This is a genomic window from Staphylococcus sp. aM, from assembly GCF_052975125.1.
This window is the reverse complement of the sequence record NZ_CP121447.1, coordinates 687307-712318: the sequence shown is the minus strand read 5'-3', so window position 1 is coordinate 712318 and position 25012 is coordinate 687307. Positions and strand designations below refer to the sequence as shown.

At 34.2% G+C, this 25012-nt stretch carries 39 protein-coding genes; 4 read left to right on the top strand and 35 right to left on the bottom strand.

What is annotated here, in order from left to right; genetic code table 11:
- Nucleotides 1-83: 83 nt before the first annotated feature.
- The 33 genes from truA to rpsJ form a co-directional block, all read right to left on the bottom strand.
- On the bottom strand, nt 84-887 hold the full coding sequence (gene truA / locus P7F85_RS03385; protein WP_002466509.1) for a tRNA pseudouridine(38-40) synthase TruA: 804 nt from the start codon (nt 885-887) through the stop codon (nt 84-86).
- Between the two features lie 4 nt (nt 888-891).
- Entirely contained in the window at nt 892-1698 is an 807-nt protein-coding gene (locus P7F85_RS03380) for an energy-coupling factor transporter transmembrane component T family protein (protein WP_002466501.1), read from the bottom strand.
- The gene (locus P7F85_RS03375; protein WP_002466498.1) at nt 1688-2548 is read right to left on the bottom strand and encodes an energy-coupling factor transporter ATPase; all 861 of its coding nucleotides are present in this window, start codon (nt 2546-2548) and stop codon (nt 1688-1690) included. Before P7F85_RS03375 ends, P7F85_RS03380 begins: the two co-directional genes overlap by 11 nt.
- On the bottom strand, nt 2545-3354 hold the full coding sequence (locus P7F85_RS03370; RefSeq protein WP_002466476.1) for an energy-coupling factor transporter ATPase: 810 nt from the start codon (nt 3352-3354) through the stop codon (nt 2545-2547). The genes P7F85_RS03375 and P7F85_RS03370 overlap by 4 nt, the downstream gene beginning before the upstream one ends.
- Nucleotides 3355-3659: 305 nt before the next feature.
- Entirely contained in the window at nt 3660-4028 is a 369-nt protein-coding gene (gene rplQ, locus P7F85_RS03365; RefSeq protein WP_002466473.1) for a 50S ribosomal protein L17, read from the bottom strand.
- 16 nt (nt 4029-4044) lie between these two features.
- Nucleotides 4045-4989: a DNA-directed RNA polymerase subunit alpha gene (locus P7F85_RS03360; protein WP_002450508.1), complete on the bottom strand. Its 945-nt coding sequence runs from the start codon at nt 4987-4989 to the stop codon at nt 4045-4047.
- Nucleotides 4990-5065: 76 nt separating this feature from the next.
- Nucleotides 5066-5455, bottom strand: coding sequence for a 30S ribosomal protein S11 (gene rpsK, locus P7F85_RS03355; RefSeq protein WP_002450509.1), 390 nt, complete (start codon nt 5453-5455; stop codon nt 5066-5068).
- Nucleotides 5456-5478: 23 nt separating this feature from the next.
- A complete protein-coding gene (gene rpsM / locus P7F85_RS03350) occupies nt 5479-5844 on the bottom strand; it encodes a 30S ribosomal protein S13 (protein ID WP_002450510.1) in 366 nt (121 codons plus the stop codon).
- A 22-nt stretch (nt 5845-5866) separates the two neighbouring features.
- Nucleotides 5867-5980 (bottom strand): 50S ribosomal protein L36, encoded by a 114-nt coding sequence (gene rpmJ, locus P7F85_RS03345; RefSeq protein WP_000868342.1) that lies wholly within the window; start codon nt 5978-5980, stop codon nt 5867-5869.
- A 31-nt stretch (nt 5981-6011) separates the two neighbouring features.
- Nucleotides 6012-6230 carry a translation initiation factor IF-1 gene (infA, locus tag P7F85_RS03340; protein ID WP_001829792.1) on the bottom strand — a complete coding sequence of 73 codons (219 nt, stop codon included), beginning with the start codon at nt 6228-6230 and terminating at the stop codon, nt 6012-6014.
- A gap of 195 nt (nt 6231-6425) precedes the next feature.
- Nucleotides 6426-7076, bottom strand: coding sequence for an adenylate kinase (locus P7F85_RS03335; protein ID WP_002450511.1), 651 nt, complete (start codon nt 7074-7076; stop codon nt 6426-6428).
- A gap of 17 nt (nt 7077-7093) precedes the next feature.
- The gene (gene secY, locus P7F85_RS03330) at nt 7094-8389 is read right to left on the bottom strand and encodes a preprotein translocase subunit SecY (protein WP_447158564.1); all 1296 of its coding nucleotides are present in this window, start codon (nt 8387-8389) and stop codon (nt 7094-7096) included.
- Nucleotides 8389-8829 (bottom strand): 50S ribosomal protein L15, encoded by a 441-nt coding sequence (gene rplO, locus P7F85_RS03325; protein WP_002450513.1) that lies wholly within the window; start codon nt 8827-8829, stop codon nt 8389-8391. Before rplO ends, secY begins: the two co-directional genes overlap by 1 nt.
- A 16-nt stretch (nt 8830-8845) precedes the next feature.
- Entirely contained in the window at nt 8846-9025 is a 180-nt protein-coding gene (gene rpmD / locus P7F85_RS03320) for a 50S ribosomal protein L30 (RefSeq protein WP_001096576.1), read from the bottom strand.
- Between the two features lie 16 nt (nt 9026-9041).
- Nucleotides 9042-9542, bottom strand: coding sequence for a 30S ribosomal protein S5 (gene rpsE / locus P7F85_RS03315; RefSeq protein WP_002450514.1), 501 nt, complete (start codon nt 9540-9542; stop codon nt 9042-9044).
- Between the two features lie 20 nt (nt 9543-9562).
- On the bottom strand, nt 9563-9925 hold the full coding sequence (gene rplR, locus P7F85_RS03310) for a 50S ribosomal protein L18 (RefSeq protein ID WP_002450515.1): 363 nt from the start codon (nt 9923-9925) through the stop codon (nt 9563-9565).
- A gap of 31 nt (nt 9926-9956) precedes the next feature.
- Nucleotides 9957-10493, bottom strand: coding sequence for a 50S ribosomal protein L6 (rplF, locus tag P7F85_RS03305; RefSeq protein ID WP_002450516.1), 537 nt, complete (start codon nt 10491-10493; stop codon nt 9957-9959).
- 24 nt (nt 10494-10517) lie between these two features.
- Nucleotides 10518-10916, bottom strand: coding sequence for a 30S ribosomal protein S8 (rpsH, locus tag P7F85_RS03300; protein ID WP_002450517.1), 399 nt, complete (start codon nt 10914-10916; stop codon nt 10518-10520).
- A gap of 31 nt (nt 10917-10947) precedes the next feature.
- Nucleotides 10948-11133: a type Z 30S ribosomal protein S14 gene (locus tag P7F85_RS03295; RefSeq protein ID WP_001829713.1), complete on the bottom strand. Its 186-nt coding sequence runs from the start codon at nt 11131-11133 to the stop codon at nt 10948-10950.
- Nucleotides 11134-11155: 22 nt separating this feature from the next.
- A complete protein-coding gene (gene rplE, locus P7F85_RS03290; protein WP_002466470.1) occupies nt 11156-11695 on the bottom strand; it encodes a 50S ribosomal protein L5 in 540 nt (179 codons plus the stop codon).
- Between the two features lie 25 nt (nt 11696-11720).
- On the bottom strand, nt 11721-12038 hold the full coding sequence (gene rplX / locus P7F85_RS03285; protein ID WP_002466469.1) for a 50S ribosomal protein L24: 318 nt from the start codon (nt 12036-12038) through the stop codon (nt 11721-11723).
- Between the two features lie 35 nt (nt 12039-12073).
- Nucleotides 12074-12442, bottom strand: a complete 369-nt coding sequence (rplN, locus tag P7F85_RS03280) for a 50S ribosomal protein L14 (RefSeq protein WP_002466492.1) — start codon at nt 12440-12442, stop codon at nt 12074-12076.
- Between the two features lie 31 nt (nt 12443-12473).
- Entirely contained in the window at nt 12474-12737 is a 264-nt protein-coding gene (gene rpsQ, locus P7F85_RS03275; RefSeq protein ID WP_002432741.1) for a 30S ribosomal protein S17, read from the bottom strand.
- Nucleotides 12738-12762: 25 nt separating this feature from the next.
- Nucleotides 12763-12972, bottom strand: coding sequence for a 50S ribosomal protein L29 (rpmC, locus tag P7F85_RS03270; protein WP_046464419.1), 210 nt, complete (start codon nt 12970-12972; stop codon nt 12763-12765).
- Entirely contained in the window at nt 12962-13396 is a 435-nt protein-coding gene (gene rplP / locus P7F85_RS03265) for a 50S ribosomal protein L16 (protein WP_002450520.1), read from the bottom strand. The genes rpmC and rplP overlap by 11 nt, the downstream gene beginning before the upstream one ends.
- A gap of 2 nt (nt 13397-13398) precedes the next feature.
- Nucleotides 13399-14055, bottom strand: a complete 657-nt coding sequence (gene rpsC, locus P7F85_RS03260) for a 30S ribosomal protein S3 (protein ID WP_002450521.1) — start codon at nt 14053-14055, stop codon at nt 13399-13401.
- Between the two features lie 23 nt (nt 14056-14078).
- The gene (gene rplV / locus P7F85_RS03255) at nt 14079-14432 is read right to left on the bottom strand and encodes a 50S ribosomal protein L22 (RefSeq protein ID WP_001829734.1); all 354 of its coding nucleotides are present in this window, start codon (nt 14430-14432) and stop codon (nt 14079-14081) included.
- 28 nt (nt 14433-14460) lie between these two features.
- A complete protein-coding gene (rpsS, locus tag P7F85_RS03250; protein ID WP_002450522.1) occupies nt 14461-14739 on the bottom strand; it encodes a 30S ribosomal protein S19 in 279 nt (92 codons plus the stop codon).
- Between the two features lie 67 nt (nt 14740-14806).
- Nucleotides 14807-15640: a 50S ribosomal protein L2 gene (rplB, locus tag P7F85_RS03245; protein WP_002450523.1), complete on the bottom strand. Its 834-nt coding sequence runs from the start codon at nt 15638-15640 to the stop codon at nt 14807-14809.
- Between the two features lie 31 nt (nt 15641-15671).
- The gene (rplW, locus tag P7F85_RS03240; protein ID WP_002450524.1) at nt 15672-15947 is read right to left on the bottom strand and encodes a 50S ribosomal protein L23; all 276 of its coding nucleotides are present in this window, start codon (nt 15945-15947) and stop codon (nt 15672-15674) included.
- Nucleotides 15947-16570 (bottom strand): 50S ribosomal protein L4, encoded by a 624-nt coding sequence (gene rplD, locus P7F85_RS03235; protein ID WP_002450525.1) that lies wholly within the window; start codon nt 16568-16570, stop codon nt 15947-15949. The genes rplW and rplD overlap by 1 nt, the downstream gene beginning before the upstream one ends.
- Before the next feature lie 28 nt (nt 16571-16598).
- Nucleotides 16599-17270 carry a 50S ribosomal protein L3 gene (gene rplC / locus P7F85_RS03230; RefSeq protein ID WP_002450526.1) on the bottom strand — a complete coding sequence of 224 codons (672 nt, stop codon included), beginning with the start codon at nt 17268-17270 and terminating at the stop codon, nt 16599-16601.
- Between the two features lie 27 nt (nt 17271-17297).
- A complete protein-coding gene (gene rpsJ / locus P7F85_RS03225; RefSeq protein WP_038399529.1) occupies nt 17298-17606 on the bottom strand; it encodes a 30S ribosomal protein S10 in 309 nt (102 codons plus the stop codon).
- 355 nt (nt 17607-17961) lie between these two features.
- On the opposite strand from rpsJ, the gene P7F85_RS03220 reads away from it, so the two are divergent.
- Nucleotides 17962-18354, top strand: coding sequence for a hypothetical protein (locus P7F85_RS03220; RefSeq protein ID WP_002466522.1), 393 nt, complete (start codon nt 17962-17964; stop codon nt 18352-18354).
- Between the two features lie 64 nt (nt 18355-18418).
- On the opposite strand, the gene P7F85_RS03215 is transcribed toward P7F85_RS03220, so the two are convergent.
- Together P7F85_RS03215 and P7F85_RS03210 are read right to left on the bottom strand one after the other, a co-directional pair.
- Nucleotides 18419-19753 carry an NCS2 family permease gene (locus tag P7F85_RS03215; protein ID WP_002466521.1) on the bottom strand — a complete coding sequence of 445 codons (1335 nt, stop codon included), beginning with the start codon at nt 19751-19753 and terminating at the stop codon, nt 18419-18421.
- Between the two features lie 111 nt (nt 19754-19864).
- Nucleotides 19865-22003: a DNA topoisomerase III gene (locus P7F85_RS03210; protein ID WP_002466483.1), complete on the bottom strand. Its 2139-nt coding sequence runs from the start codon at nt 22001-22003 to the stop codon at nt 19865-19867.
- 180 nt (nt 22004-22183) lie between these two features.
- Here P7F85_RS03210 and P7F85_RS03205 point away from each other — a divergent pair, with 180 nt between their 5' ends.
- The 3 genes from P7F85_RS03205 (at nt 22184) to P7F85_RS03195 (ending at nt 24920) form a co-directional block, all read left to right on the top strand.
- Nucleotides 22184-23077: a GNAT family N-acetyltransferase gene (locus P7F85_RS03205; RefSeq protein ID WP_002466515.1), complete on the top strand. Its 894-nt coding sequence runs from the start codon at nt 22184-22186 to the stop codon at nt 23075-23077.
- A 165-nt stretch (nt 23078-23242) separates the two neighbouring features.
- Nucleotides 23243-24106 (top strand): GRP family sugar transporter, encoded by an 864-nt coding sequence (locus tag P7F85_RS03200; RefSeq protein WP_002466496.1) that lies wholly within the window; start codon nt 23243-23245, stop codon nt 24104-24106.
- Between the two features lie 22 nt (nt 24107-24128).
- A complete protein-coding gene (locus P7F85_RS03195; RefSeq protein WP_031464033.1) occupies nt 24129-24920 on the top strand; it encodes a glucose 1-dehydrogenase in 792 nt (263 codons plus the stop codon).
- The last annotated feature ends 92 nt before the right edge of the window (nt 24921-25012 follow it).

The following is a 25012-nucleotide window of genomic DNA, read 5'->3' as shown; positions in this document are numbered from 1 at the left end:
AGATTCCGGGGCTTATCGTGGGGTGGATATAAAACAATACCGTTAATAATCTTATAATTTCATAGGCCTTTTGTCAATGCAATTCAATCATTTTGTAATGATTTTTTATAATGTATTTTAATTTCGTCTCCAAAATCTTTAATTAATGCTTTATCTGATAAATAAACTTTTTCTAAATATAGCCCTTCAGATGGCGCAGTAAAAGGTATTTTATTTCTATTTTTCTCCTCTAGTAATTGTGGGATTTCTTCTGGAGATCTTTTACCTTTTCCTACTTCTATTAAAAAGGCGACTAGTACACGAACCATATTATATAAGAAGCCTGATCCAGTAACGATGTAATCGAAGCCTTCATCTGTTTTTACGATTTCACTTTGGTATAAGGTTCTCACCTTACTCTCTACTTCTGTTTTTTGTGAACAGAATCCAGTAAAGTCGTGAGTACCTATAAATCGTTTTGCAGCTTCATTCATCTGATTTAAGTCTAATGAATCTGCTATATAGGTTTTCAACCCACTTTGAAATGGATCCCGATGCTTAGCTTGATAAACTTTATATCGATACCGTTTGCCTACACAATCATATCTGCAATGAAAATCTTCATCGACGTGTTGAACAGATTTCACATATATATCATCTGGTAATGCACTATTCATTGCATATTGCCATTTACTATTTTCAATTTGTAATTCTGTATCAAAATGAAAATATTGTTGGTACGCATGTACACCTCTATCAGTACGACTAGAAGGGTGTATACGTATATGGCGTTTGTGCATTCTTTTTAGTATTTTTTCAAATTGCTGTTGCACAGTTCTACCTTGTTGTTGAATTTGAAATCCTAAAAATTGGTTACCTTGATATTCTATTTCTACTAAAATACGCAATCATTTACACTCCCATAAATTTAATTAACAATAATACACCTAATATAGGAATTAATAGTAACAATATCAATGTATCTCTCAGACGCCACTGAAGTAGTCTGTAGCTCGTTCTTTCTGCGTATGCATCATATCCCCTTACTTCCATAGCAATCGCTAATTCCTCTGCTCTTTGAAAGGCAGAAATGAACAATGGAATCATCAATGGAATGAATGCTTTAATTCTTGTAACAACGCCTCCAGAACTTATTTCAGAGCCTCTAGATTTTTGCGCTAAAATAATTTTATCAAGTTCATCCATAAGCGTTGGTATGAATCTTAATGCGATAGACATCATCATACTTAATTGATGTACTGGTAGTTTCAACCATTTTAATGGTGTTAATAATTTTTCAAACGCATCTGTCAAATCAATAGGACTTGTTGAAAGTGTCATTACAGTCGCTATCATAACAATGAAAATTAAGCGTAAGGAAATATAAACGCCTTCTAAAATACCATTACTTTCAATAGTGATAAAGTGCCAATGTAAAAGAACTGTACCACCTTTTGTAAAGAATAAGTGCATTAAAAATGTAAATATTAAAAAGACAAATATTGGTGTTAGTCCTTTAATTAAAAACATAAAATTAATTTTAGCCATTCTCACAATTAATAAAATCAATATAAACAACCATGCATATGTACCAAAGGAATGGCATAAAAATATAAAAATAATAAAAATAAATACAAATATCAGTTTTGATCTTGGATCTAAATGATGAATAAATGAATTGCTAGGAAGGTAGCGTCCAATTATTAATTTATTTTTCATTTTGCCACTCCTTGTACAACTCTACAAACTCTTCTTCTGTTAAAGCAGTGGTTGGTAATTTTGTATTATATTTCGTTTCAAAGTCATGTTGTAAACAAACAACATCAGGCATAGTGATATGCCATTGATTAAGTGTTTCAGGGCGACTGAAAAGCGTTCTAGGATTTTCAATAGCCTTTACCTCACCTTTTTGCATAACGATGATTTCTTCAGCATATTTAGCAACATCATTCATGTCATGAGTCACTAGTATAATTGTCTTATGCTGTTCAGTTTGCAATTTTTTAAGTAAAGTCATAACTTGAAGTCTACTTTTAGGGTCTAGACCTGCAGTTGGTTCATCGACAACGATTATATCAGGATCCATAGCTAAAATAGAAACTAATGCTAATTTTCTCATTTGACCACCCGACATTTGAAACGGTGATAAAGACATGACATTTCGTGAAAAACCAAGTTCTAATAACATATCAAAAGCTGTGTCTTTCACTTTTTGTACATTCATATTGAAATTTTTCGGTCCAAATTCAATTTCCTTTTCTACAGTATCTTCAAAAAGTTGTGATTCTGGAAATTGGAAAACCATACCTACATGTTTACGTATAGGTCTTAAAAATTTATCTTTCGTTTTTCTGTCTATACGCTTTTCATTAAATTCTATTGACCCATTTGTTGGCTTTAGAAGTGCATTGATATGTTGAATCAATGTTGATTTACCACTACCAGTTTGTCCGACAATCGCGTAATAATGTCCTTGTTCAAAAGTAAGTGAAATGTTATTTATGGCTTTAAACTCATATGGTGTTTTAGGTTGATAAATATAGCTCACATTATTCATATTTAGACTCATAATTGATCAACCAACCCTTCATATGTGACAAATGATGAACTTTCAAACAATAGTTGATTCATTTTCATAGCAAAAGGTAATTCTAGACCTATTTTCATTAATTGATCAACATCATTATAGATTTCATTGGGTTTACCTTGTTTATAAATTCTCCCATGATTCATAACAATAATATTATCTGCACTCATCGTTTCTGCTAAATCATGTGTAATAGAAATAATTGTAATTTGTTGTTCCTTTTGAAGTTCTTTTACTAATTGTAATAATGATGTTTTAGCTACAGGATCTAACATTGATGTAGCTTCATCTAAGATAATGACGGATGGATTTAATGCTAAAACACTAGCAATAGCTACTCTTTGTTTTTGACCACCCGATAAAGAATGTGGTTCGTATTCTGCTAAATCTAACATGTCTACTTGTTTCAATGCTCTTGTCACTTTTTCCTGCATTTCGTGATAAGGTACTGAATGATTTTCCAAACCAAAGGCAACATCATACTTTACAATTGCACCCACAAATTGGTTGTCTGGATTCTGAAAAACAATACCAATTTGTTTTCTTATTTGGGCTATATTATCTTTATCAATTTTATGTTGATTAAATAAAATTTGTCCTTCATCTGATTCTTCAATGCCTACCATTAGTTTAGTAACAGTAGACTTACCTGAACCGTTGTGACCAACAATACTCGTCCATTGGCCTCGAGGAATATGAAATGACACGTCATTTAAAGTGAAGGCAGAATCACTTTGGTATTTAAAAGATACATTTTTGAATTCTATAATATTTTGTTCTTCCTTCACTTTTATTCCCCCTTATTTTTAGTTACCTTTAACATTTTACATTATTTAATATCATATGTATACGTGTTCATTATGATTAAAAGCATTTTGTATTTCTATCAATGAAGTATTAAAAAAAGCTGAGGATATAAATATCTCAGCTTAAAATAAAAAAGCGCGCACCCCATCAGTTTTGTTGAGTTCACGCTTTAATTTAATATTTAGTTTGATGGGGTACTCTGAGCTAGACAATGTCTGTATGTGGCAGATATTATCGTTGCACTCATTTGCTTTATATATAAGTAGTTAGTGTATTTATAATTAAATTATACTAATTCGATAATTACTGATTCAGCACCGTCACCACGTCGAGGGCCTTCTTTAAGAATACGAGTATAACCACCTTGGCGGTCTGTATAACGTTCAGCGATTTCACCGAATAATTTTTGAAGAGCAGTTTGAGTAGTTTCATCTTCGTTTAAGATTTCAACATTTTGTAATGTTTTAGCTGCATTACGACGAGAAGCTAAATCTCCTTTTTTACCTAAAGTGATTAATTTCTCAACAACACTGCGAACTTCTTTTGCACGAGCTTCTGTAGTTTCAATACGCTCACTTACGATAAGTGAAGTAGCTAAGTTACGTAACATAGCTTTACGTTGATCAGAAGTACGACCTAATTTTCTGTAACCCATGAGTTAACCTCCTTTATCAATCTTCTTTTCTTAATCCTAATCCTAAATCTTCTAATTTATATTTTACTTCTTCAAGAGATTTACGACCTAAATTACGCACTTTCATCATGTCAGCTTCAGATTTATCAGCTAACTCTTGTACAGAATTGATTCCTGCGCGTTTCAAGCAGTTATAAGAACGTACAGATAAGTCTAGTTCTTCAATAGACATTTCTAATACTTTTTCTTTTTGATCTTCCTCTTTTTCGATCATGATTTCAGCATTTTGTGCTTCATCAGTTAGACCTACAAAGATATTCAAGTGTTCAGTCATTATTTTTGCTGCTAATGATACTGATTCTTGAGGAGTGATTGAACCATTAGTCCAAACATCTAAAGTTAATTTATCAAAATCACTACTTTGACCTACACGTGTGTTTTCAACTGTATAGTTAACACGTTCTACAGGTGAATATAGTGAATCTACTGGAATTACACCAATTGGTAAATCACTAGTATTATTTGTTTCAGCTAATGCGTAACCTCTACCCTTATTAGCAACAAGACGAACTTTTAAATGTCCACCTTTAGAAACAGTAGCAATTTTAAGTTCAGGATTTAAAATCTCTACATCACTGTCGTGAGTAATATCACTTGCAGTAACTTCACCTTCATCCTTAACATCGATTTCTAAAGTTTTATCTTCTTCAGAATAGATTTTTAATGCTAGCTTTTTGATGTTCATAATAATAGTAGATACATCTTCAACAACATTATCTACTGCTGAGAATTCGTGTAACACGCCTTCAATTTCGATGTACTTAACTGCTGATCCTGGTAATGAAGATAGTAGGATACGACGTAAGGAGTTTCCTAGTGTAGTACCGTAGCCACGTTCAAGTGGTTCAACAACGAACTTACCGAATTTAGCATCTTCACTAATTTCAATTGTCTCAATTCTAGGTTTTTCGATTTCTATCATTTACAAATATCCTCCTTAAATACGTCGACTTGATTTATACTGTTTGCTCAGTGACCTGTAACAACACAACCATAAATTAGACGCGACGACGTTTTGGTGGACGACAACCATTATGTGGTACTGGAGTAACGTCTCTGATTGCTGTTACTTCAAGTCCTGCTGATTGTAATGCACGGATAGCTGATTCACGGCCTGGTCCAGGTCCTTTAACTGTTACTTCTACAGTTTTTAAACCATGTTCCATAGCTGTTTTAGAAGCTGTTTCAGACGCCATTTGCGCTGCGAATGGTGTTGATTTTTTAGATCCTTTGAATCCTAATGCACCAGCTGATGACCAAGATAATGCATTACCGAATTCGTCAGTAATCGTTACAATTGTATTATTGAATGTTGAACGGATGTGTGCAACACCACTTTCAATATTCTTTTTCACTTTACGTTTACGAGATACTTGTTTACGTGCCATTTATTATTTGCCTCCTTTACCGATTATTTTTTCTTGTTCGCTACAGTTTTAACTGGGCCTTTACGCGTACGAGCGTTGTTTTTAGTTTTTTGACCGCGAACTGGTAAGCCACGACGGTGACGAATACCACGGTATGATGAAATTTCCATTAAACGTTTAATGTTTAAGTTTTGCTCACGACGTAAGTCACCTTCTACTTTGTAGCTATCAACTACTTCACGGATGCGACCTAATTCATCGTCAGTTAAATCTTTTACGCGAGTGTCTGCTGATACGTTAGCTTCTTCAACGATTTTTTTCGCAGTAGAAGTACCGATACCATATACATAAGTTAAAGAAATAACAACGCGTTTTTCACGTGGAATATCCACTCCTGCAATACGTGCCATATACATTTACACCTCTCTTTTATTAACCTTGTCTTTGTTTGTGTTTTGGATTTTCACAAATTACCATTACTTTACCTTTACGTTTAATGACTTTACATTTTTCGCAAATTGGTTTTACTGATGGTCTTACTTTCATTTTAATACCTCCCTATATTATGGAGTGACGATTATTTATAACGATAAGTAATTCTACCGCGTGATAAATCATACGGAGACATCTCAACAGTTACTTTGTCGCCAGGTAGAATTCGAATGTAGTTCATTCTAATTTTTCCACTTACATGTGCTAAAATTTCATGACCATTTTCTAATTCTACTTTAAACATTGCGTTTGGTAAAGTATCTAATACAGTACCTTCTAATTCAATAACATCTTGTTTAGCCATTGATTAACTTCCCCCTTTTTGCAATAGTAAGGTTATCGTCAATAGACAACTTCAACGATACGAATCTATTAGTGACTAGCTTTAATAAGTTTAACAAAAATTACGGGAATTAATTATCGTTATTTGTCACTCATATTAAATTGTATATTACAGTGTTAGTAAACATTCACATCAACATAGATCGTAAAAGTTGATCTATTGTAATTGGTCTAAGATATCAATGACATCAGTAGTAACCTCTTCAATATCTTTTGAACCATCAATATTTTTTAATACACCTTTATTATCATAGTATTCTAATATAGGTTTTGATTGTTTAACATTGACTTTCAAACGATTTGAAACAGTTTCCGGATTATCATCTTCACGTTGATATAATTTACCGCCATCAAGATCACAGATACCTTCAACTTTTGGAGGATTAAATACAAGATGATAAGTTGTACCACAATTCTCACAGATACGACGACCTGTAAGACGATTCATTAGTTCTTCCTCTGGAACTTCAATATTGATGACAGCATCAATATTTCTATCAAGTTCAGCCATAATTGAATTTAAAGCTTCTGCTTGATCGATTGTTCTAGGGAATCCATCTAATAAAAATCCTTTTTTTGCATCGTCTTCAGAAATTCTTTCTTTAACGATACCCACAGTAACTTCATCAGGGACTAATTCTCCACGATCCATGTACGATTTAGCTTCTTTACCTAAATCAGTTTCATCTTTAATCGCTTTTCTGAACATGTCACCAGTAGATATGTGTGGTATTGGGAATTTCTTAACAATTTCACTCGCTTGAGTTCCTTTACCTGCACCAGGTAAGCCCATTAAAATGATATTCATAAGTGCCCTCCTACAAATTATCTACCACCAAAGCCTTTATACTCTTTTTGATTTACTTGCGCTTCTAATGATTTCATAATCTCTATAGCAACACCGATAACGATAAGTAAGCTTGTACCACCAATTTGAATTGATCTTGGTAAGCCCATAAACTTAGTCGCTAATATCGGTAAAATTGCAATGACAGCTAAGAAAATAGAGCCAACAAATGTTAATCGATAAAGCACTTTAGTAATATATTTTTTTGTTTGTTCACCAGGACGAATTCCTGGGACATAACTACCTTGTTTCTTAAGGTTGTCAGCCATTTTTTCTGGATTAACTTGAACAAATGCATAAAAATATGCAAATGCAATGATTAATACAATATAGATAACCATTCCTATGTTGCTTGATGGATTTGCTGTATCAGCTATTTGTTGTGCCCATTCAGCTTTAGGGAAAAATAGCGTCAACGTTCTTGGTAATAAGAAAAATGCCATCGCAAAGATAACAGGAATAACACCAGCTGAGTTAACTTTTAAAGGTAGATAAGTTGCTTGTGAACCTAATCGTTGAGCTGTTTGTTTCTTTGCATATTGAATAGGAATTTTACGTTTCGCTTCAAGTACAAATATTGCACCTACTGTTAACAGTACTAATGCAACAATGAGTGCTACTATTTTCAACCAAGCTAAAGACGTATCTTCTTGACCTACAAATGCTTGTTGGCCTGCTTGAATGATACTTGATGGTAACGTTGATAAAATACCTGCAAAGATGATAAGTGAAATACCATTACCAACACCAAACTGAGTGATTTGGTCACCAAGCCATATCAAGAATGCAGTTCCTGCTGTTAAAGTTAGTGCAATCAATAAATAACTATATACAGAATGACTTACAATTAAGCGGCCACCATATAAGTTATTGAATTGGAACGACATACCTATTGACTGAATGAATGCTAAAATAATAGCGAAATAACGTGTTACATTGTTGATTTTTCTTCTACCTACATCACCTTGTTTAGCCCATTCAGAGAACTTAGGAACAATATCCATCTGTAATAATTGCATTACAATAGATGCGGTAATGTATGGCATGATTCCCATCGCAAATATTGAAAAGTTCTTCAAGGCTCCACCACCGAAAGTGTTAAGTAAATCAGTGACACCTTGAGAACCTTTTGCTGCTTGATCAAAAGCATTAGGATTTACTCCAGGAGCTGGAATATAAGTCCCAATCTTAAAGATCACTAACATTGCTAGAGTGAAGAAAATCTTGTTTCGAACTTCTTTAGTTTTAAAGAAGCTCACAAGCGTTTGAAACATTAGATCACCTCGTGTGCTCCACCTTTAGCATCAATAGCTTCTGCTGCTGAAGTTGAGAACTTATGAGCTTTCACTGTTAATTTTTTATCTAGTGAGCCGTTACCTAGTACTTTGATACCAGATTTTTCGTTCTTAACAACACCAGATTCTACTAATAAAGCTGGAGTTACTTCAGTACCATCTTCGAATTGATTAAGTTGGTCTAAGTTAACAATAGCATATTCTTTACGATTTATGTTAGTGAAACCACGTTTTGGTAAACGACGGAATAATGGTAATTGTCCACCTTCAAATCCAGGTCTTACTTTACCACCTGAACGTGCTTTTTGACCTTTATGTCCACGGCCACTTGTTTTACCATTACCAGTTGCTGCACCACGACCTACACGGTTTCGTTCTTTACGTGAACCTTCTGCTGGTTTTAACTCATGTAATTTCATGTCGGCACCTCCTTAATTATTTTTCTTCTACTGTTAATAAATGTTTAACTTTGTTGATTTGCCCACGAATAGCAGGGTTATCTTCAACAACTACTGAACTATTAGTCTTTTTAAGACCTAAAGCTTCAACAGTTTTACGTTGTGTTTCAGGACGACCAATAACACTACGAGTGAGGGTAATTTGTAATTTAGCCATAACTTATTTTCCCTCCTTAATTATATAATTCTTCAACTGTTTTGCCGCGTAATTTCGCAACATCTTCAGCGTTTTTAAGGTTTTGTAAACCATTTAAAGTTGCACGAACCATGTTAATTGGTGTGTTTGAACCTAATGATTTACTTAAGATATCAGTGATACCTGCTAATTCTAATACCGCACGAACTGGTCCACCAGCGATAACACCAGTACCAGGAGCTGCAGGTTTCATGAATACACTACCTGAACCATAACGGCCAGTGATTGTGTGAGGTGTAGTACCTTCAACACGTGGAACTACAACTAAATCTTTTTTAGCTGCTTCTACAGCTTTTTTGATTGCTTCTGGTACCTCTTGTGCTTTACCAGTACCGAAACCTACACGACCATTTTTGTCTCCCACTACTACTAATGCAGTGAAACGGAAACGACGTCCACCTTTAACAACTTTAGCAACACGATTGATTGTAACAACGCGTTCTTCAAATTCTTTCGTTTCTTCTTCTCTACGAGCCATGTATTTGTCCCTCCTTTAAATTAAAATTCTAAACCGTTTTCTCTAGCAGCTTCTGCTAATGCTTTAACGCGTCCGTGGTATAAGTAACCTCCACGATCGAATACGATTTCTTTAATTCCTTTATCACTTGCTTTTTTAGCAATTGTTTCGCCAACTTTTGTTGATAAATCAACTTTTGTAGCTGATTCGTTAGCAATATCTTTATCTTTAGATGAAGCTTGAGCTAATGTTTCGCCTTTAACATCATCAATGATTTGTGCGTAAATGTGTTTGTTTGAACGATATACATTTAAACGTGGCTTTTCAGCTGTACCTGATAATTTAGTACGAACACGTGAATGTCTTTTCAAACGCACTTTATTTTTATCAATTTTACTGATCATTTCAATACTCCTTTCTGTAGAGTGTTATCTATTATTTACCAGTTTTACCTTCTTTACGGCGTACGTATTCACCTTGGTAACGAATACCTTTACCTTTATAAGGTTCTGGAGGTCTTACTGAACGGATGTTAGAAGCGATTGCCCCAACTTGCTCTTTAGATACACCAGAAACTTTAACAGTTGTGTTTTTCTCTACAGCGAAAGTAATTCCATCTTCGGCTTTAATTTCAACTGGGTGAGAGTAACCAACGTTAAGTACTAAATCATTACCTTGCATTTGAGCACGGTAACCTACACCAACAAGTTCAAGCGTTTTTTCGAAACCTTGAGAAACACCTTGTACCATATTATTTAATAAAGCACGAGTTGTACCATGATCTGTTCTGTCATCTTTAGAATCAGATGGTCTTACAACTTCAATTGTGTTTTCTTCTTGTTTGAATGTCATTCTTTCGTTTAATGTTTTTGATAATTCACCTTTTGGACCTTTAACAGTTACATTGTTTTTGTCAAAAGTTACTGTTACGTCACTAGGGATGTCAATAATTTTCTTACCAACACGACTCATGTTATGGCACCTCCTTATTATTTATTACCAAACGTATGCGATAATTTCTCCACCAACATTACGTTTTCTTGCTTCTTTATCAGTGATAACACCTTCAGAAGTTGATACTAATGCAATACCTAAACCATTAAGTACTTTTGGTACTTCGTTAGCTTTAGCATAAACACGTAAACCTGGTTTTGAAATACGTTTTAATCCTGTGATAACACGTTCATTGTTTTGACCATATTTTAAGAATAAACGAATAACACCTTGCTTATCGTCTTCTACGTATTCAACGTTTTTAATGAAACCTTCGTTTTTTAAGATTTCAGCAATTTCTTTTTTGATATTAGACGCAGGTAATTCTAATTTATCGTGACGAACCATGTTTGCGTTTCTTACACGAGTTAGCATATCTGCGATTGGATCTGTCATTGTCATTGATTGTTGCCTCCTTTCAGACTCTTGTTTATTACCAGCTAGCTTTGCGTACGCCAGGAATTTGGCCTTTGTAAGCTAATTCACGGAAACAAATACGGCATAATTTAAATTTACGATATACAGAATGTGGACGACCACAGCGTTCACAACGAGTGTATTCACGAACTGCGAATTTTTGTTTTTTTTGTTGCTTAGCAACCATTGAAGTTTTAGCCACTTAATTAGCCTCCTTTTAGAGATTATTTACGAAATGGCATACCGAAGTTTGATAACAATTCACGAGCTTCCTCGTCAGTGTTAGCAGTAGTTACGATAACAATATCCATTCCTCTTACTTTGCTTACTTTATCATAATCGATTTCAGGGAAAATTAATTGTTCTTTAACACCTAATGTGTAGTTACCGCGACCATCGAATGCTTTTTTAGAAACACCTTGGAAGTCACGTACACGTGGTAGTGATACTGAAATTAGTTTGTCTAAGAATTCATACATTCTTTCTCCGCGAAGTGTAACTTTCGCACCGATTGGCATACCTTCACGTAAACGGAATGTTGCAACTGATTTTTTAGCTTTAGTTACTAATGGTTTTTGACCAGTGATTAATTCTAACTCTTCAACAGCGTTATCTAACACTTTAGAGTTTTGAACAGCGTCACCTACACCCATGTTCACTACGATTTTGTCAATTTTAGGTACTTCCATTACTGAACTATAGTTAAATTTCTTTACTAAGTTCTCAGTAACTTCAGAATTGAATTTTTCTTTTAAACGGTTCAAAGTGGATCCTCCTTTCAACTAGTAATTAATTATTAGATTTAATTTCTTCGCCAGATTTTTTTGCAATACGAACTTTTTTACCATCAACAAATTTGTAACCTACACGTGTTGGTTCGTTTGTTTTAGGGTCTAATAATTGTACGTTAGAAACATGGATAGCTGCCTCTGTTTCTAAAATTCCACCTTCAGGGTTTAATTGAGTTGGTTTTTGGTGTTTTTTAATAACGTTAACACCTTCCACAACGACACGGTCACGTTTAGGTTCAGTAGCTACTACTTTACCTTCTTTACCTTTGTCTTTACCTGCGATAACTTTTACGTTGTCACCTTTTTTGATATGCATGTGGGCACCTCCTTATATATTTTGGTTAATTGATTTTATAGTACTTCTGGTGCTAATGATACGATTTTCATGAAGTTACCTTCACGTAATTCACGAGCAACAGGACCAAAGATACGAGTACCACGTGGGCCTTTGTCATCACGAATGATAACACATGCATTTTCGTCAAATTTGATATATGAACCATCGTTACGGCGTACACCTGATTTAGTACGTACTACAACAGCTTTGACAACATCGCCTTTTTTAACAACGCCACCTGGTGTTGCATTTTTAACAGTACATACGATAACATCGCCGATGTTCGCTGTTTTGCGACCAGATCCACCTAATACTTTGATTGTAAGAACTTCACGAGCACCAGAGTTGTCTGCTACTTTTAAACGTGTCTCTTGTTGGATCATTAGTTAAACCTCCCTTATCTCTAATCTTGAATTAAATAATTACTGACTCTTCAACAATTTCTACTAAACGAAAACGTTTTGTTGCTGATAAAGGACGAGTTTCTTGAATTTTAACAATGTCTCCTAATTTAGCTGAATTGTTTTCATCATGAGTTTTGTATTTTTTTGAGTATTTTACTCGTTTGCCGTATAATTTGTGTGTTTTGTAAGTTTCAACAAGTACTGTAATTGTCTTGTCCATTTTGTCAGAAACAACTCTACCTACATAAACTTTACGATCATTTCTTTCGCTCACTTTTGTAACCTCCTCTTTCAATTAATTATTGATTAGCCTTACTTTGTTCAATTTCTCTTTCACGAGCAACAGTTTTTAGACGTGCAATCGTTTTTCTTACTGTGCGAATACGTGCAGTTTCTTCTAATTGACCTGTAGCTAACTGAAAGCGTAGGTTAAAAAGCTCTTCTTTTGAAGATTTGATTTGTTCTTCGATTTCTGAAGTGGTTAAGTCTCTAATTTCCTCAGCTTTCATTTGTTTCACCACCCAATTCTTCACGTTTTACAAACTTAGTTTTTACTGGAAGTTTGTGACTTGCTAAACGTAGTGCTTCGCGTGCAACTTCTTCTTGTACACCAGCGACTTCGAATAAAATTCTACCAGGTTTAACGACTGCGATCCAGCCTTCAACCGCACCTTTACCGGCACCCATACGTACTTCTAAAGGTTTTTTAGTATATGGTGTATGAGGGAAGATTTTGATCCAAACTTTCCCACCACGTTTCATATAACGAGTCATTGCAATACGAGCTGATTCGATTTGACGAGAAGTGATCCAAGACGTTGTAGTTGCTTGTAAACCATACTCACCAAATGTTACATAGTTACCGCCTTTTGAACGACCAGTTGTTTTAGGACGATGTTGACGACGATATTTAACACGTTTTGGTAGTAACATGATTATTTTCCTCCTTCACTAGTGTTCTTAGTAGTAGGAAGAACTTCTCCACGATAGATCCATACTTTAACGCCTAATTTACCATAAGTAGTATCTGCTTCAGCGTGTGCATAATCGATGTCAGCACGTAATGTATGAAGTGGAACAGTTCCTTCAGAATATTGTTCAGCACGAGCAATATCAGCTCCGCCTAAACGACCTGATACTTGAGTTTTAATACCTTTAGCACCAAGTTTCATAGCTCTTGTAATAGCTTGTTTTTGTACACGACGGAATGAAGCACGGTTTTCTAATTGACGTGCGATATTTTCAGCAACTAATCTTGCATCGATATCAATTTTCTTAATTTCAATTACGTTGATGTGTACTTTTTTATCAGTTAAAGCGTTTAATTTGTTACGAAGTTTATCAATTTCAGAACCGCCTTTACCAATTACCATACCAGGTTTACCAGTATGAATTGCGATATTAATACGGTTTGCAGCACGTTCGATATCTACGTGAGAAACTGATGCTTCTTTTAATTCATTATCAATAAATTTACGGATTTTTAAATCTTCGTGTAATAGTGAAGCGAAATCTTTTTCAGCATACCATTTTGCTTCCCAATCACGGATAATTCCAACACGAAGTCCGATTGGATTAATTTTTTGACCCACAGTATTCCCTCCTTAGAAAGTTATTAAGCTTCTTTAGCTTCTTCTTTACCGTCACTTACGACGATTGTAATGTGGCTTGTACGTTTGTTGATCGCACTTGCACGTCCTTGCGCACGTGGGCGGAAACGTTTTAAAGTTGGTCCTTCGTTAGCGTAAGCTTCTTTAACTACTAATTCATCTGTGTTCATGTCGTAGTTATGTTCAGCATTAGCTAAAGCGGACATTAATACTTTTTCGATAACTGGAGATGAAGCTTTGTTTGTTAATTTTAAAATTGCAATAGCTTCTCCAGCATTTTTACCTCTAATTAAGTCAAGAACTAATCTTACTTTACGAGGTGCGATTCTTATTGTTCTAGCAACCGCTTTTGCTTCCATTAGGATTTCCTCCTCTACTTATTAAAAATTATCTTCTTGTTTTTTTATCGTCAACAGCATGACCTTTAAATGTACGAGTTGGTGCGAATTCACCTAATTTGTGACCTACCATATCTTCTGTAACATATACAGGTACATGTTTACGTCCATCGTATACTGCGAAAGTATGACCAATGAAATTTGGGAAAACTGTAGAACGACGAGACCATGTTTTAATTACTTGTTTTTTTTCACTTCCGTCTTGTGCTTCAACTTTTTTCATTAAGTGATCATCGACGAAAGGTCCTTTTTTAATACTACGAGCCATTTGGGCGCCTCCCTTCTTATTCTGTGCGTGCAGCTGTTACGCCGCACACCCAAATAAGTTAATTTTATTATTTTTTCTTACGTCCACGAACGATAAGTTTGTCTGATGATTTTTTACCACGACGTGTTTTCTTACCAAGCGTAGGTTTACCCCAAGGTGACATTGGAGATGGTCTACCGATTGGTGCACGACCTTCACCACCACCGTGTGGGTGATCGTTAGGGTTCATTACAGAACCACGAACTGTAGGGCGGATACCTTTCCATCTTGAACGTCCAGCTTTACCAACATTTACTAGTTCGTGTTGGATATTACCAACTTGACCAATAGTAGCACGGCAAGTTGAAAGAATCATACGAACTTCACCAGAGCGTAATCTGATTAATACATATTTACCTTCTTTACCTAATACCTGTGAGCTAGCACCAGCTGAACGAGCGATTTGTCCACCTTTACCAGGTTTTAACTCGATATTGTGGATTACTGTACCAACAGGAATATTTTGTAATGGTAAAGCATTACCTACTTTGATATCTGCTTCAGCACCACTTTCAACTGTTTGACCTACTTGTAATCCTTTAGGTGCGATAATATAACGTTTTTCACCATCAGCATATACTAATAATGCAATGTTAGCTGAACGGTTTGGATCATATTGGATAGAATCAACTTTAGCGTTGATGCCGTCTTTGTTACGTTTGAAATCGATAACACGGTATTGACGTTTATGTCCTCCACCATGATGGCGAACAGTCAATTTACCTTGGTTGTTACGTCCCGCTCTTTTCGGTAGCGGTTGTAATAATGACTTTTCTGGTGTAGTTTTCGTAATTTCAGCGAAATCTAATGAAGTCATATTACGACGACCATTAGTTATTGGCTTATACTTTTTAAGAGCCATTGTCGTTTACCTCCTTATTGGTAATGTTTTTTTAGTTGAATAAGTCGATTGAACCTTCTTTAAGTTTTACAATCGCTTTTCTTCTTTTATTTGTGTAGCCTTGGTAACGGCCCATACGCTTTTTCTTAGGTTTGTAGTTGATGATGTTTACATTATCAACTTTTACGTCGAAGATTTCTTCAACAGCAATTTTAACTTGTGTTTTGTTAGCACGAGTATCAACATCGAATGTATATTTATCTTCTGCCATTGCTTCTGAAGATTTCTCAGTGATTACGGGGCGCTTAAGAATATCTCTAGCTTCCATTATCCGAGCACCTCCTCAACTTTTTTAGCAGCAGCTTCAGTGATTACAACACTGTCAGCGCTTGTGATATCTAATACATTTAAACCTTGAGCAGTTGTTACTTGAACACCTGGGATGTTACGTGCTGATAATTCAACATTTACATCTTCGTTTTCAACAACTACTAAGACTTTTTTAGGTTGTTCTAATGTAGTTAAAACATTTTTGAATTCTTTTGTTTTTGGTGCATCGAAACCGAATGCATCTACAACTGTGAATCCATTTTCTTTAACTTTGAATGATAATGCAGAACGTAATGCTAAACGACGCATTTTCTTAGGCATTTTGTAACCATAACTTCTTGGAGTTGGTCCGAATACAACGCCACCGCCACGCCATTGTGGTGCACGGATTGTACCTTGACGAGCACGACCTGTTCCTTTTTGTCTCCATGGTTTACGTCCACCGCCACGTACTGCTGAACGGTTTTTAACAGAATGTGTACCTTGACGTAATGAAGCACGTTGTAAATTAATAGCTTCAAATAGAACGCTATTATTAGGTTCGATTGCAAATACTGCATCGCTTAATTCAACTGAACCACTTTTTGATCCGTCTACTTTTAAAACATCATAATTAGCCATTATGCATTTTCCTCCTTTCGCTTGTTAATTATTTATTACCTTTTTTAATTGATTTAATTGAAGTTGAAATTTCTACTAAACCTTTTTTAGGTCCAGGTACATTACCTTTTACTAAGATTACACTGTTTTCAGTGTCAACTTGTACTACTTCTAGGTTTTGTACAGTAACTGTGTTTCCACCCATACGGCCTGGCATTTTTTGACCTTTAAATACTCTTGAAGCATCTGAAGCCATACCTACAGAACCTGGTGCTCTGTGGAAATGAGAACCGTGTGCCATTGGTCCACGAGCTTGTCCGTGACGTTTAATAGCACCTTGGAAACCTTTACCTTTTGAAACGCCTGTAACATCAATGATGTCACCAGTTTCGAATGTATCAACTGAGACTTCTTGACCTACTTCGTATTCATCAACGTTAACGTTTCTGAATTCACGAATGAAGCGCTTAGGTGCTGTGTCAGCTTTTTTAGCATGACCTTCAGCTGGTTTATTAGCATATTTATTAGTTTTAGAACCTTTTTTGTATGCTTTTTTATCTTCAAATCCTACTTGGATTGCGTTGTAACCATCAACTTCTTCAGTTTTCTTTTGTAATACAACGTTTTGTCCTGCTTCTACTACTGTAACTGGGATTAATTCACCGTTTTCTCCAAACACTTGTGTCATCCCGATTTTTCTTCCTAAGATTCCTTTGGTCATCGAAAGTCCACCTCCTAAATTTTTCTATTATAATTTGATTTCGATGTCTACACCAGATGGTAAGTTTAAGCCCATAAGAGCATCAACTGTTTTTGGTGTTGGGTTAACAATATCGATTAAACGTTTATGAGTAAGTTGTTCGAATTGTTCACGTGAATCTTTGTACTTATGCACGGCACGGATGATTGTATAAACTGACTTTTCAGTTGGTAACGGAATTGGTCCAGAAACATCTGCACCAGAACGTTTAGCAGTTTCAACAATTTTCTCTGCTGATTGATCAATCACGCGGTGATCATAAGCTTTTAATCTGATTCTGATTTTTTGTTTTGCCATAATTTTCCCTCCTTATTCGTCTACATTTAAGTGATAGACTTCTCCACGAAAACTATCTCACACAGCGCCATGGCAAAGCGGCCGGGTGTGTCAGTAACCTTTCGCTTCATCGCGTTTCTTAAAGTCCAACATTAGATATGTTACATGAAAAACACTGATAAATCAATGGTTTTCACTAACTTTTTTCTGTTTTGTCTAACACATACTTTGTTATTGTACTTTAAATGTATTGCTTATTCAACCGTTTTAGGGAATTTTTTTACTTTATTTCTATTTTCATTTTGTCTGTTATAAACTTTTTAATACTAACTTTAGTTTCTTTTTATTATAATAGAAGAGAACGGGGGTGAATTAAATGAAAAACGGTATTAAACTAACCCTAGCAATTATTGGATTATTTTTAATCATTTGCGAATTCTTTTACGGCATTCCATTTTTAGGTGGCAGCGTTATTGTAAGCTTTGGATGGCAGCCATTATTATTTAATGCATTTTTATATCTAATTCTTACTATAATATTATTAGTAGATACTCAAAATACTATTAAACCTATGGTGATTATTCCGATACTTGGGATCATTGGATCGTTTGTCGCATTTATTCCTTTTGTAGGTATGATTATTCATTGGGCATTGTTTGTATTGATGATTTTCTTTGTCTTTATTGTACTAGCTGCGCCAACGTACATTCCGAATAAAAACGCAAGAGTCATCTATACACAATATAAAGATGGTCATAAATCTAAATAGATATCTTATTACTTCAATCTAAAAAAGACGTTCACACTCATGTTGGTGTGAACGTCCTTTTTATTTAGCCATGTACGAATACGAAGTATAAAATGAATAATACCATTAATACATACATAATCGGATGTACTTCTTTATGTCTTTTACTAATTAACATAGTAATTGGATAGAATATAAATCCACATGCAATACCAGTAGCTATTGAATATGATAAAGGCATCATGATAATTGTAATAAATGCTGGAACTGCAACTTCGAATCGTTTCCAATTGATTTCAGCAAAATTCGCTGCCATTAACACACCTACTACGACAAGTGCTGGCGTTGTAACCGCACTTGTAACTACAGCGATTAATGGACTAAAGAATAATGCTAATAAGAAACAGAATCCAGTTACAATACTGGCAAAACCTGTTCTAGCACCTACTGCTACACCTGAAGTTGATTCAATGTAAGATGTAGTTGTTGTAGTACCGAAAATAGCACCTACAATTGTTGCTAGTGAGTCTGAGAATAAAGCTCTACCTGCTCTCGGTAATTTATTATCTTTCATGATACCGGCTTGAGTTGCTACTGCAACTAAAGTACCTGCTGTATCAAAGAAATCTATAAATAAGAAAGTTAAAATGACAATTAAGAATTGTATCGTAAATAATTGTCCTGGATCTTTAAATGCTTCAAATGCAGCACCAAATGTTGGTTTGATACTAGGAATTTGACCAACAACGCCAGTAGGTGTATGAATTTGACCTGTAATCATACCAACTATGGCAGTGATAATCATACCAATAAATATAGAACCTGGTACTTTTTTTGCATATAATACTACTGTAATTACAATACCAAATATTGCTAATAACACTGGCGCTTTTGTTAAATGACCAAGTGTGACTAATGTTGAATCATTTTTAACAATGATACCTGAACTTTGTAAACCGACAAAGGTGATAAACAATCCTATCCCAGCTGAGACGGCCATTTTCATTTGATACGGAATCGCGTTAATGATAATCTCTCGAAGACCAGTGACGGTCAAAATCGCGAAGAAGATACCCGAGAATAAAACGCCTGTTAAACCGACTTTCCAAGGAATGCCCATTGTTAAAACAACTGTAAATGCGAAGAATGCATTTAATCCCATTCCTGGTGCTAACGCAATTGGATACTTAGCAATAAGGCCCATAAATAATGAACCTACAAATGCTGCTAAGGCAGTTGCTACAAAAATGGCTCCTTGATCCATCTTCATATCTGCAGATACACCCTTAACTCCTGCTAAACTTAAAACTTGTGGATTTACTGCTAAAATATACGCCATTGATAAGAAAGTAGTGATACCACCCAAGATTTCTCTTTTAAAGTTTGTACCATATTCATCGAACTTGAAGTATTTTTTCACGGCTAATGCTCCTTTTTTTGAAATACTTTAATATTTTAATACCAATTTTCTAAAAAGACAATACTAAATACGAACTTTCATAATTTTCGGCACGTTTTTGTTCGAATTTATTTATAATTTTAGATTTTTTAAAGCATCTTTAAACGGATTATTATCAAGTTCTTCTTGTTGATTCATATATTTTTTCATTTCTTTTTTGGATACTTTACCACTCGATTTTTCTTTCATACGTTTATCCATCTGCGCTTGGGTTTCTGAATGACCACATACACATCTATATGTTGCATCTTTTCCTCTACCAAATAAAGTCATTTTCTTTTTACAGTTTGGACAACGCGCGTTTGTTTTTCTTTGAATATTTTTCTTTGTTTTACATGTTGGATCTTGGCAAACTAACATTTGACCATTTTTGGTTTTGACTTTAATCATAAATTTACCACATGTAGGACATTCGGTAGTGGTTAAATTATCGTGTTTGTATTTCTGTTCACTATTCTTAATAATGTTTACAATTTCAGTCGTAAATTCCTTCATCTCTTTTATAAATTGCTGCTTATTATATTTTCCTTTTTCAATTAATAGTAATTTTTCTTCCCATTCAGCCGTTAATAATGGTGATGTTAATTTTGATGGTGCAAGCTCTAAAATTTGTTTACCTTTTGATGTTACTTTAATTTTGCCATCTCTTGATTCAATTGCATTCATATTGAAGAGCTTTTCAATAATATCAGCTCGTGTGGCAACAGTCCCAATACCCCCCGCTTCTTTAAGTGTATGTACGTGTTTTTTATCATCCAAATGTATATAATTCTGAGGACTTTCCATAACTTTTAATAATGTTCCTTCATTAAAATAATCTGGCGGTGTTGTTTGATGTGACTTAATATCGGTATGTTGTATATTAACTGTTTGGTTATTTTTAAAAGGATTCTGAGTAACAATTTCTGTTTCTTGTTGTTTCAATGCTTTAAACCCTAATTGAGTTGTGACATTTTCGTTTAATACAAATTTGAACTGACCTACTACTAAATGCACTTTAATATGTTGATATTCATATGGTGGCATTAAACTTTCAAGAAATCTTTCTACTATTAACATATAGATTTTCATTTCTCTATTACTTAATTGAGATAAGTCAGGTCTTATTTCGGTTGGAATGATTGCATGGTGATCAGAAACTTTTTGGTTATTAAATATATTCATTTTAGTAGAATAAGATTGAGACATTAATGCTCTTATATTTTCTTTATATTCTGTCGCCAATAATGCTTGTAATCTTTCTTTTATAGTTGACACCATATCGGTTGTTAAATAATTAGAATCAGTACGCGGATATGTAACTAATTTATGTCTTTCATATAAATTCTGTAAAGTATTTAACGTTTCTTTTGGTCCCATCTTATAGCGATGATAAGCATCTTGTTGTAAATCCGTTAAGTTATATAAAGATCTAGGGTAAGTCTTTTTATGTTTTGATACTACATTTTCTATTTGACCCTTTTTATTTTTTATATCATCTACTATTGATTTAAGTTCTTGTTGGTCAGTGACTCGACGTTGCCCAGAATCAAAATTAAACTCAAACCCGTCTACTTTAATTGTTAATGTATAGTATGTTTGCGGTTTAAATTCATTAATTTCATTTTGACGAGATTGAACCAATTGAATGGTAGGCGTTTGAACTCGACCTAAAGATAATTGTGCATCATATTTTGTTGTCAAAGCTCTTGTTGCATTGATACCAACTACCCAATCTGCCTCACTTCTTGCTAGTGCTGCTTCGTATAAGTGTTGATATTGACGGCCATCTTTTAGATGATTAAAACCATCTTTAATAGCTTTCTTAGTTACTGAACTTATCCATAATCGCTTAATAGGTTTTTTGTTTCCAACTTTATCTAAAATAAGTCTTGCAACGAGCTCCCCTTCTCTACCAGCATCTGTGGCAATGATTATTTCATTAACATTGTCTTTTTGCATTAATGACTTTACTGTTTTAAATTGTTTACTTGTTTTGCCAATCACTACTGTTTTCATTTGTTTCGGAATGATTGGTAAATCTTCAAGTTTCCATTCCTGAAAAGCCTTGTCATATTGTTCAGGTGTTGCATTCGTAACTAGATGACCTAGTGCCCAAGTTACAATATATTGATTATTTTCAAAATAACCATTCCTTTTCTGATTTATATTAAGTGCACTTGCAATATCTCGTGCAACTGAAGGTTTTTCTGCTAAAATTAATGATTGCATTTGTGATAATTCCCTTTCTTATTTAACTATAATAAATATAGATTTAAGCTTTTTTAATGTCTATAATAATTATGTTTAATGGATTACATTAATTGTAACATGTACATGTATCAATTAACTTTCATTTATTTGTAATTACCCATATAATTATATTAATCACTATGTTACGGAGGTAGGATTATGGACATTATTCAGTTGAATGACCCAAAAGAAATAAAATCTTTCATTGAAACTTCTGATTACCAAGTAACTTCCTATTTATATAAAATACCTCAACAATTTACTGAATTTGATCAATTATTAGAAGAAGCAATTAATCATCCTGGCGCATTTGCCATTATTGAAGATAGCCAAATCAAAGCACTAATTTTTGCAATTCCATATGAAACTTATAAATTCAAAGTTATTGGTCCATTTATAGAAGCAAATTACACATTGTCTCCGGAATTATTCCAACAATTATTTGACACTATGATAGCTGGGCAACCTGATTATGCGGTATATAATTTTTCATTCGAAGAAGGCGTACAAACATATAAACCTTTCGTTAAACAAATTCAAGCGAGTTATAATTTCACAGACTATTATTTAGAAGCTCATCAAGATATAGGCGATCTAGGAAGTGAACAAAATATTATTGAATACCAAAAAGGATTTTATCGTGCATTTTCACGTATGCATCAAAAAACATTCAAACACGATGCTATGGATGCAAATGACATCATAAATAGTATTGATGAGACACATCGATTATTCCTATTCGTTAGTGAAGGTTTATTAAAAGGTTATTTATATTTAGACGTTAATACGCAACAAGCTAGTGCTGAAATAAAGTATTTCAGTTCACATATTGATTATCGTATGAAGGGTATCGCCTTTGATTTATTAGAATACGCATTAAATTATGCATTTATTCATTTTGATTTGCGCAAAGTTTATTTCAAAATACGTAATAAAAACAGTAGACTTGTGGAACGATTTAACGAATTAGGTTTTAAAACGAACTACGAATACAAAAAATATAAATTAGAACCACAACATATACATGAAACAGTTAATAATACCGATAATTAAAAATGTCTATTATACATCTTCCTATAATTGGGGGATGTATTTTTTTAATGCAGCAAACCAATATTCGAGCGATGTTTTTTACTATTCTATCAATTTGTTTTAGAATTAACTCCAAGTGTTATTAAGGGGAGCACTTAATTCGTAATTTAGGAGAGTGAGAAACATATGCAGTTTCTTGATATTTTAATAGCATTGTTACCAGCACTATTTTGGGGTAGTGTTGTTATTATCAATGTTTTCGTTGGTGGTGGCCCCTATAACCAAATCAGAGGTACCACTTTAGGTGCACTCATTGTAGGTATTTGTTTACTTTTAACTGGTAATGCAGCATTTGACGATTTAACAGTCATTATAGTTGGATTATTCTCTGGTGCTCTTTGGGCATTCGGTCAAGGGAACCAATTAAAATCTGTTAATTTAATTGGTGTATCTAAAACAATGCCTATCTCAACTGGCATGCAGTTGGTCGGCACCACTCTATTTAGTGTTATTTTCCTTGGTGAATGGAGTACTATGGTACAAGTTGTATTCGGTCTATTATCCATGGTGCTATTAGTCGCAGGTATAGCATTAACATCATTAAAAGCTAAAAACGAAGGAAAATCTGACGATCCAGAGTTCAAAAAAGCAATGGGTATTCTTTTAATTTCAACAGTTGGTTATGTTGGTTATGTTGTATTAGGAGATATCTTTAATGTTAGTGGTACTAAAGCGCTATTCTTCCAATCAGTCGGAATGGCAATTGGTGGATTCATTTTATCAATGAATCATAAAACATCAATCAAGTCTACTGCCTTAAACCTTATTCCTGGTGTAGTATGGGCAATCGGTAACTTATTTATGTTCTATTCACAACCTAAAGTAGGCGTTGCAACTAGTTTTTCATTATCTCAATTATTAGTTATCGTATCTACACTTGGCGGTATCTTTATCTTAGGAGAGAAAAAAGACAGTCGTCAGATGACAGGGATATGGTCAGGTATTATCCTTATTATCATTGCTGCTATTATTTTAGGTAATCTAAAATAATTTATTTATAGGAGGCTCTTAAATGTTTAAAGACTTAGAAAATAAAGTAGTCATTATTACAGGAGCCGGTAGTGGTATTGGAAAATCATTTGCAGAAAACTTTGGTAAAGCTAAATCCAAAGTTGTACTTAACTATCGCTCTGATAAACATGATGATTCTTTACAAGAATCAGTAGATATAATCAAACAAGCTGGTGGAGATGCTTTACTTGTTCAAGGTGATGTATCAAAAGAAGAAGATGTGATCAACTTAATTAAACAAACCGTTAATCATTTTGGAACGTTAGATATTATGATTAATAATGCTGGTTTTGAAAAACCAACACCAACTCATGAAATGACGCTTGAAGAATGGCAAAAAGTTATAGATATTAACTTAACTGGCGCTTTTATCGGTTCAAGAGAAGCGATAAAACAATTCAGAGATGAAGATAAACAAGGTGTTATCATTAATACTTCAAGTGTTCACGACACAATTCCATGGCCTAATTACGTCCATTACGCTTCTAGTAAAGGTGGATTAAAATTAATGATGGAAACAATGTCGATGGAATATGCTCAGTTTGGTATCAGAATTAACAATATATCTCCTGGGGCTATTGTTACTGAACATACCAAAGAAAAATTCTCTGACCCAAAAACACGTGCAGAAACATTAGAAATGATTCCTGCCAAAGAAATTGGTGATGCTCAAGACATTGCTAATGTAGCTTTATTCTTAGCATCAGATTTAGCTCATTATGTTCATGGTACTACCATTTATGTTGATGGTGGTATGACAAACTATCCTGCATTTATGGGTGGTAAAGGCTAAATCAAAAAAATAAACCATGCAATATACATGCACAATATATGTTATTTAATAACACTATGTTTGCTTGTATTGCATGGTTTTTATTTTAGTTC

Coding starts and splice junctions, on each gene's coding strand:
- secY (WP_447158564.1), bottom strand. CDS start 8,389: ATGTTTCAAACGCTTGTGAGCTTCTTTAAAACTAAAGAAGTTCGAAAC.
- P7F85_RS03200 (WP_002466496.1), top strand. CDS start 23,243: ATGCAGTTTCTTGATATTTTAATAGCATTGTTACCAGCACTATTTTGG.
- P7F85_RS03380 (WP_002466501.1), bottom strand. CDS start 1,698: ATGAAAAATAAATTAATAATTGGACGCTACCTTCCTAGCAATTCATTT.
- rpmD (WP_001096576.1), bottom strand. CDS start 9,025: ATGGCTAAATTACAAATTACCCTCACTCGTAGTGTTATTGGTCGTCCT.
- rpsJ (WP_038399529.1), bottom strand. CDS start 17,606: ATGGCAAAACAAAAAATCAGAATCAGATTAAAAGCTTATGATCACCGC.
- rplV (WP_001829734.1), bottom strand. CDS start 14,432: ATGGAAGCAAAAGCGGTTGCTAGAACAATAAGAATCGCACCTCGTAAA.
- P7F85_RS03205 (WP_002466515.1), top strand. CDS start 22,184: ATGGACATTATTCAGTTGAATGACCCAAAAGAAATAAAATCTTTCATT.
- infA (WP_001829792.1), bottom strand. CDS start 6,230: ATGGCTAAACAAGATGTTATTGAATTAGAAGGTACTGTATTAGATACT.
- rplX (WP_002466469.1), bottom strand. CDS start 12,038: ATGCATATCAAAAAAGGTGACAACGTAAAAGTTATCGCAGGTAAAGAC.
- rplO (WP_002450513.1), bottom strand. CDS start 8,829: ATGAAATTACATGAGTTAAAACCAGCAGAAGGTTCACGTAAAGAACGA.
- P7F85_RS03220 (WP_002466522.1), top strand. CDS start 17,962: ATGAAAAACGGTATTAAACTAACCCTAGCAATTATTGGATTATTTTTA.
- rplP (WP_002450520.1), bottom strand. CDS start 13,396: ATGTTACTACCAAAACGTGTTAAATATCGTCGTCAACATCGTCCTAAA.
- rpsE (WP_002450514.1), bottom strand. CDS start 9,542: ATGGCTCGTAGAGAAGAAGAAACGAAAGAATTTGAAGAACGCGTTGTT.
- rpsK (WP_002450509.1), bottom strand. CDS start 5,455: ATGGCACGTAAACAAGTATCTCGTAAACGTAAAGTGAAAAAGAATATT.
- P7F85_RS03195 (WP_031464033.1), top strand. CDS start 24,129: ATGTTTAAAGACTTAGAAAATAAAGTAGTCATTATTACAGGAGCCGGT.
- P7F85_RS03360 (WP_002450508.1), bottom strand. CDS start 4,989: ATGATAGAAATCGAAAAACCTAGAATTGAGACAATTGAAATTAGTGAA.
- rplC (WP_002450526.1), bottom strand. CDS start 17,270: ATGACCAAAGGAATCTTAGGAAGAAAAATCGGGATGACACAAGTGTTT.
- rpsS (WP_002450522.1), bottom strand. CDS start 14,739: ATGGCTCGTAGTATTAAAAAAGGACCTTTCGTCGATGATCACTTAATG.
- P7F85_RS03210 (WP_002466483.1), bottom strand. CDS start 22,003: ATGCAATCATTAATTTTAGCAGAAAAACCTTCAGTTGCACGAGATATT.
- rplN (WP_002466492.1), bottom strand. CDS start 12,442: ATGATCCAACAAGAGACACGTTTAAAAGTAGCAGACAACTCTGGTGCT.
- rpsM (WP_002450510.1), bottom strand. CDS start 5,844: ATGGCACGTATTGCAGGAGTGGATATTCCACGTGAAAAACGCGTTGTT.
- rplF (WP_002450516.1), bottom strand. CDS start 10,493: ATGAGTCGTGTTGGTAAGAAAATTATTGACATCCCTAGTGACGTAACA.
- rplD (WP_002450525.1), bottom strand. CDS start 16,570: ATGGCTAATTATGATGTTTTAAAAGTAGACGGATCAAAAAGTGGTTCA.
- rpmC (WP_046464419.1), bottom strand. CDS start 12,972: ATGAAAGCTGAGGAAATTAGAGACTTAACCACTTCAGAAATCGAAGAA.
- rplW (WP_002450524.1), bottom strand. CDS start 15,947: ATGGAAGCTAGAGATATTCTTAAGCGCCCCGTAATCACTGAGAAATCT.
- rpmJ (WP_000868342.1), bottom strand. CDS start 5,980: ATGAAAGTAAGACCATCAGTAAAACCAATTTGCGAAAAATGTAAAGTC.
- P7F85_RS03375 (WP_002466498.1), bottom strand. CDS start 2,548: ATGAGTCTAAATATGAATAATGTGAGCTATATTTATCAACCTAAAACA.
- rplR (WP_002450515.1), bottom strand. CDS start 9,925: ATGATCAGTAAAATTGATAAAAATAAAGTGCGTTTGAAAAGACATTCA.
- rplB (WP_002450523.1), bottom strand. CDS start 15,640: ATGGCTCTTAAAAAGTATAAGCCAATAACTAATGGTCGTCGTAATATG.
- rplQ (WP_002466473.1), bottom strand. CDS start 4,028: ATGGGTTACAGAAAATTAGGTCGTACTTCTGATCAACGTAAAGCTATG.
- P7F85_RS03335 (WP_002450511.1), bottom strand. CDS start 7,076: ATGAATATCATTTTAATGGGCTTACCTGGTGCAGGTAAAGGAACTCAA.
- rpsH (WP_002450517.1), bottom strand. CDS start 10,916: ATGACAATGACAGATCCAATCGCAGATATGCTAACTCGTGTAAGAAAC.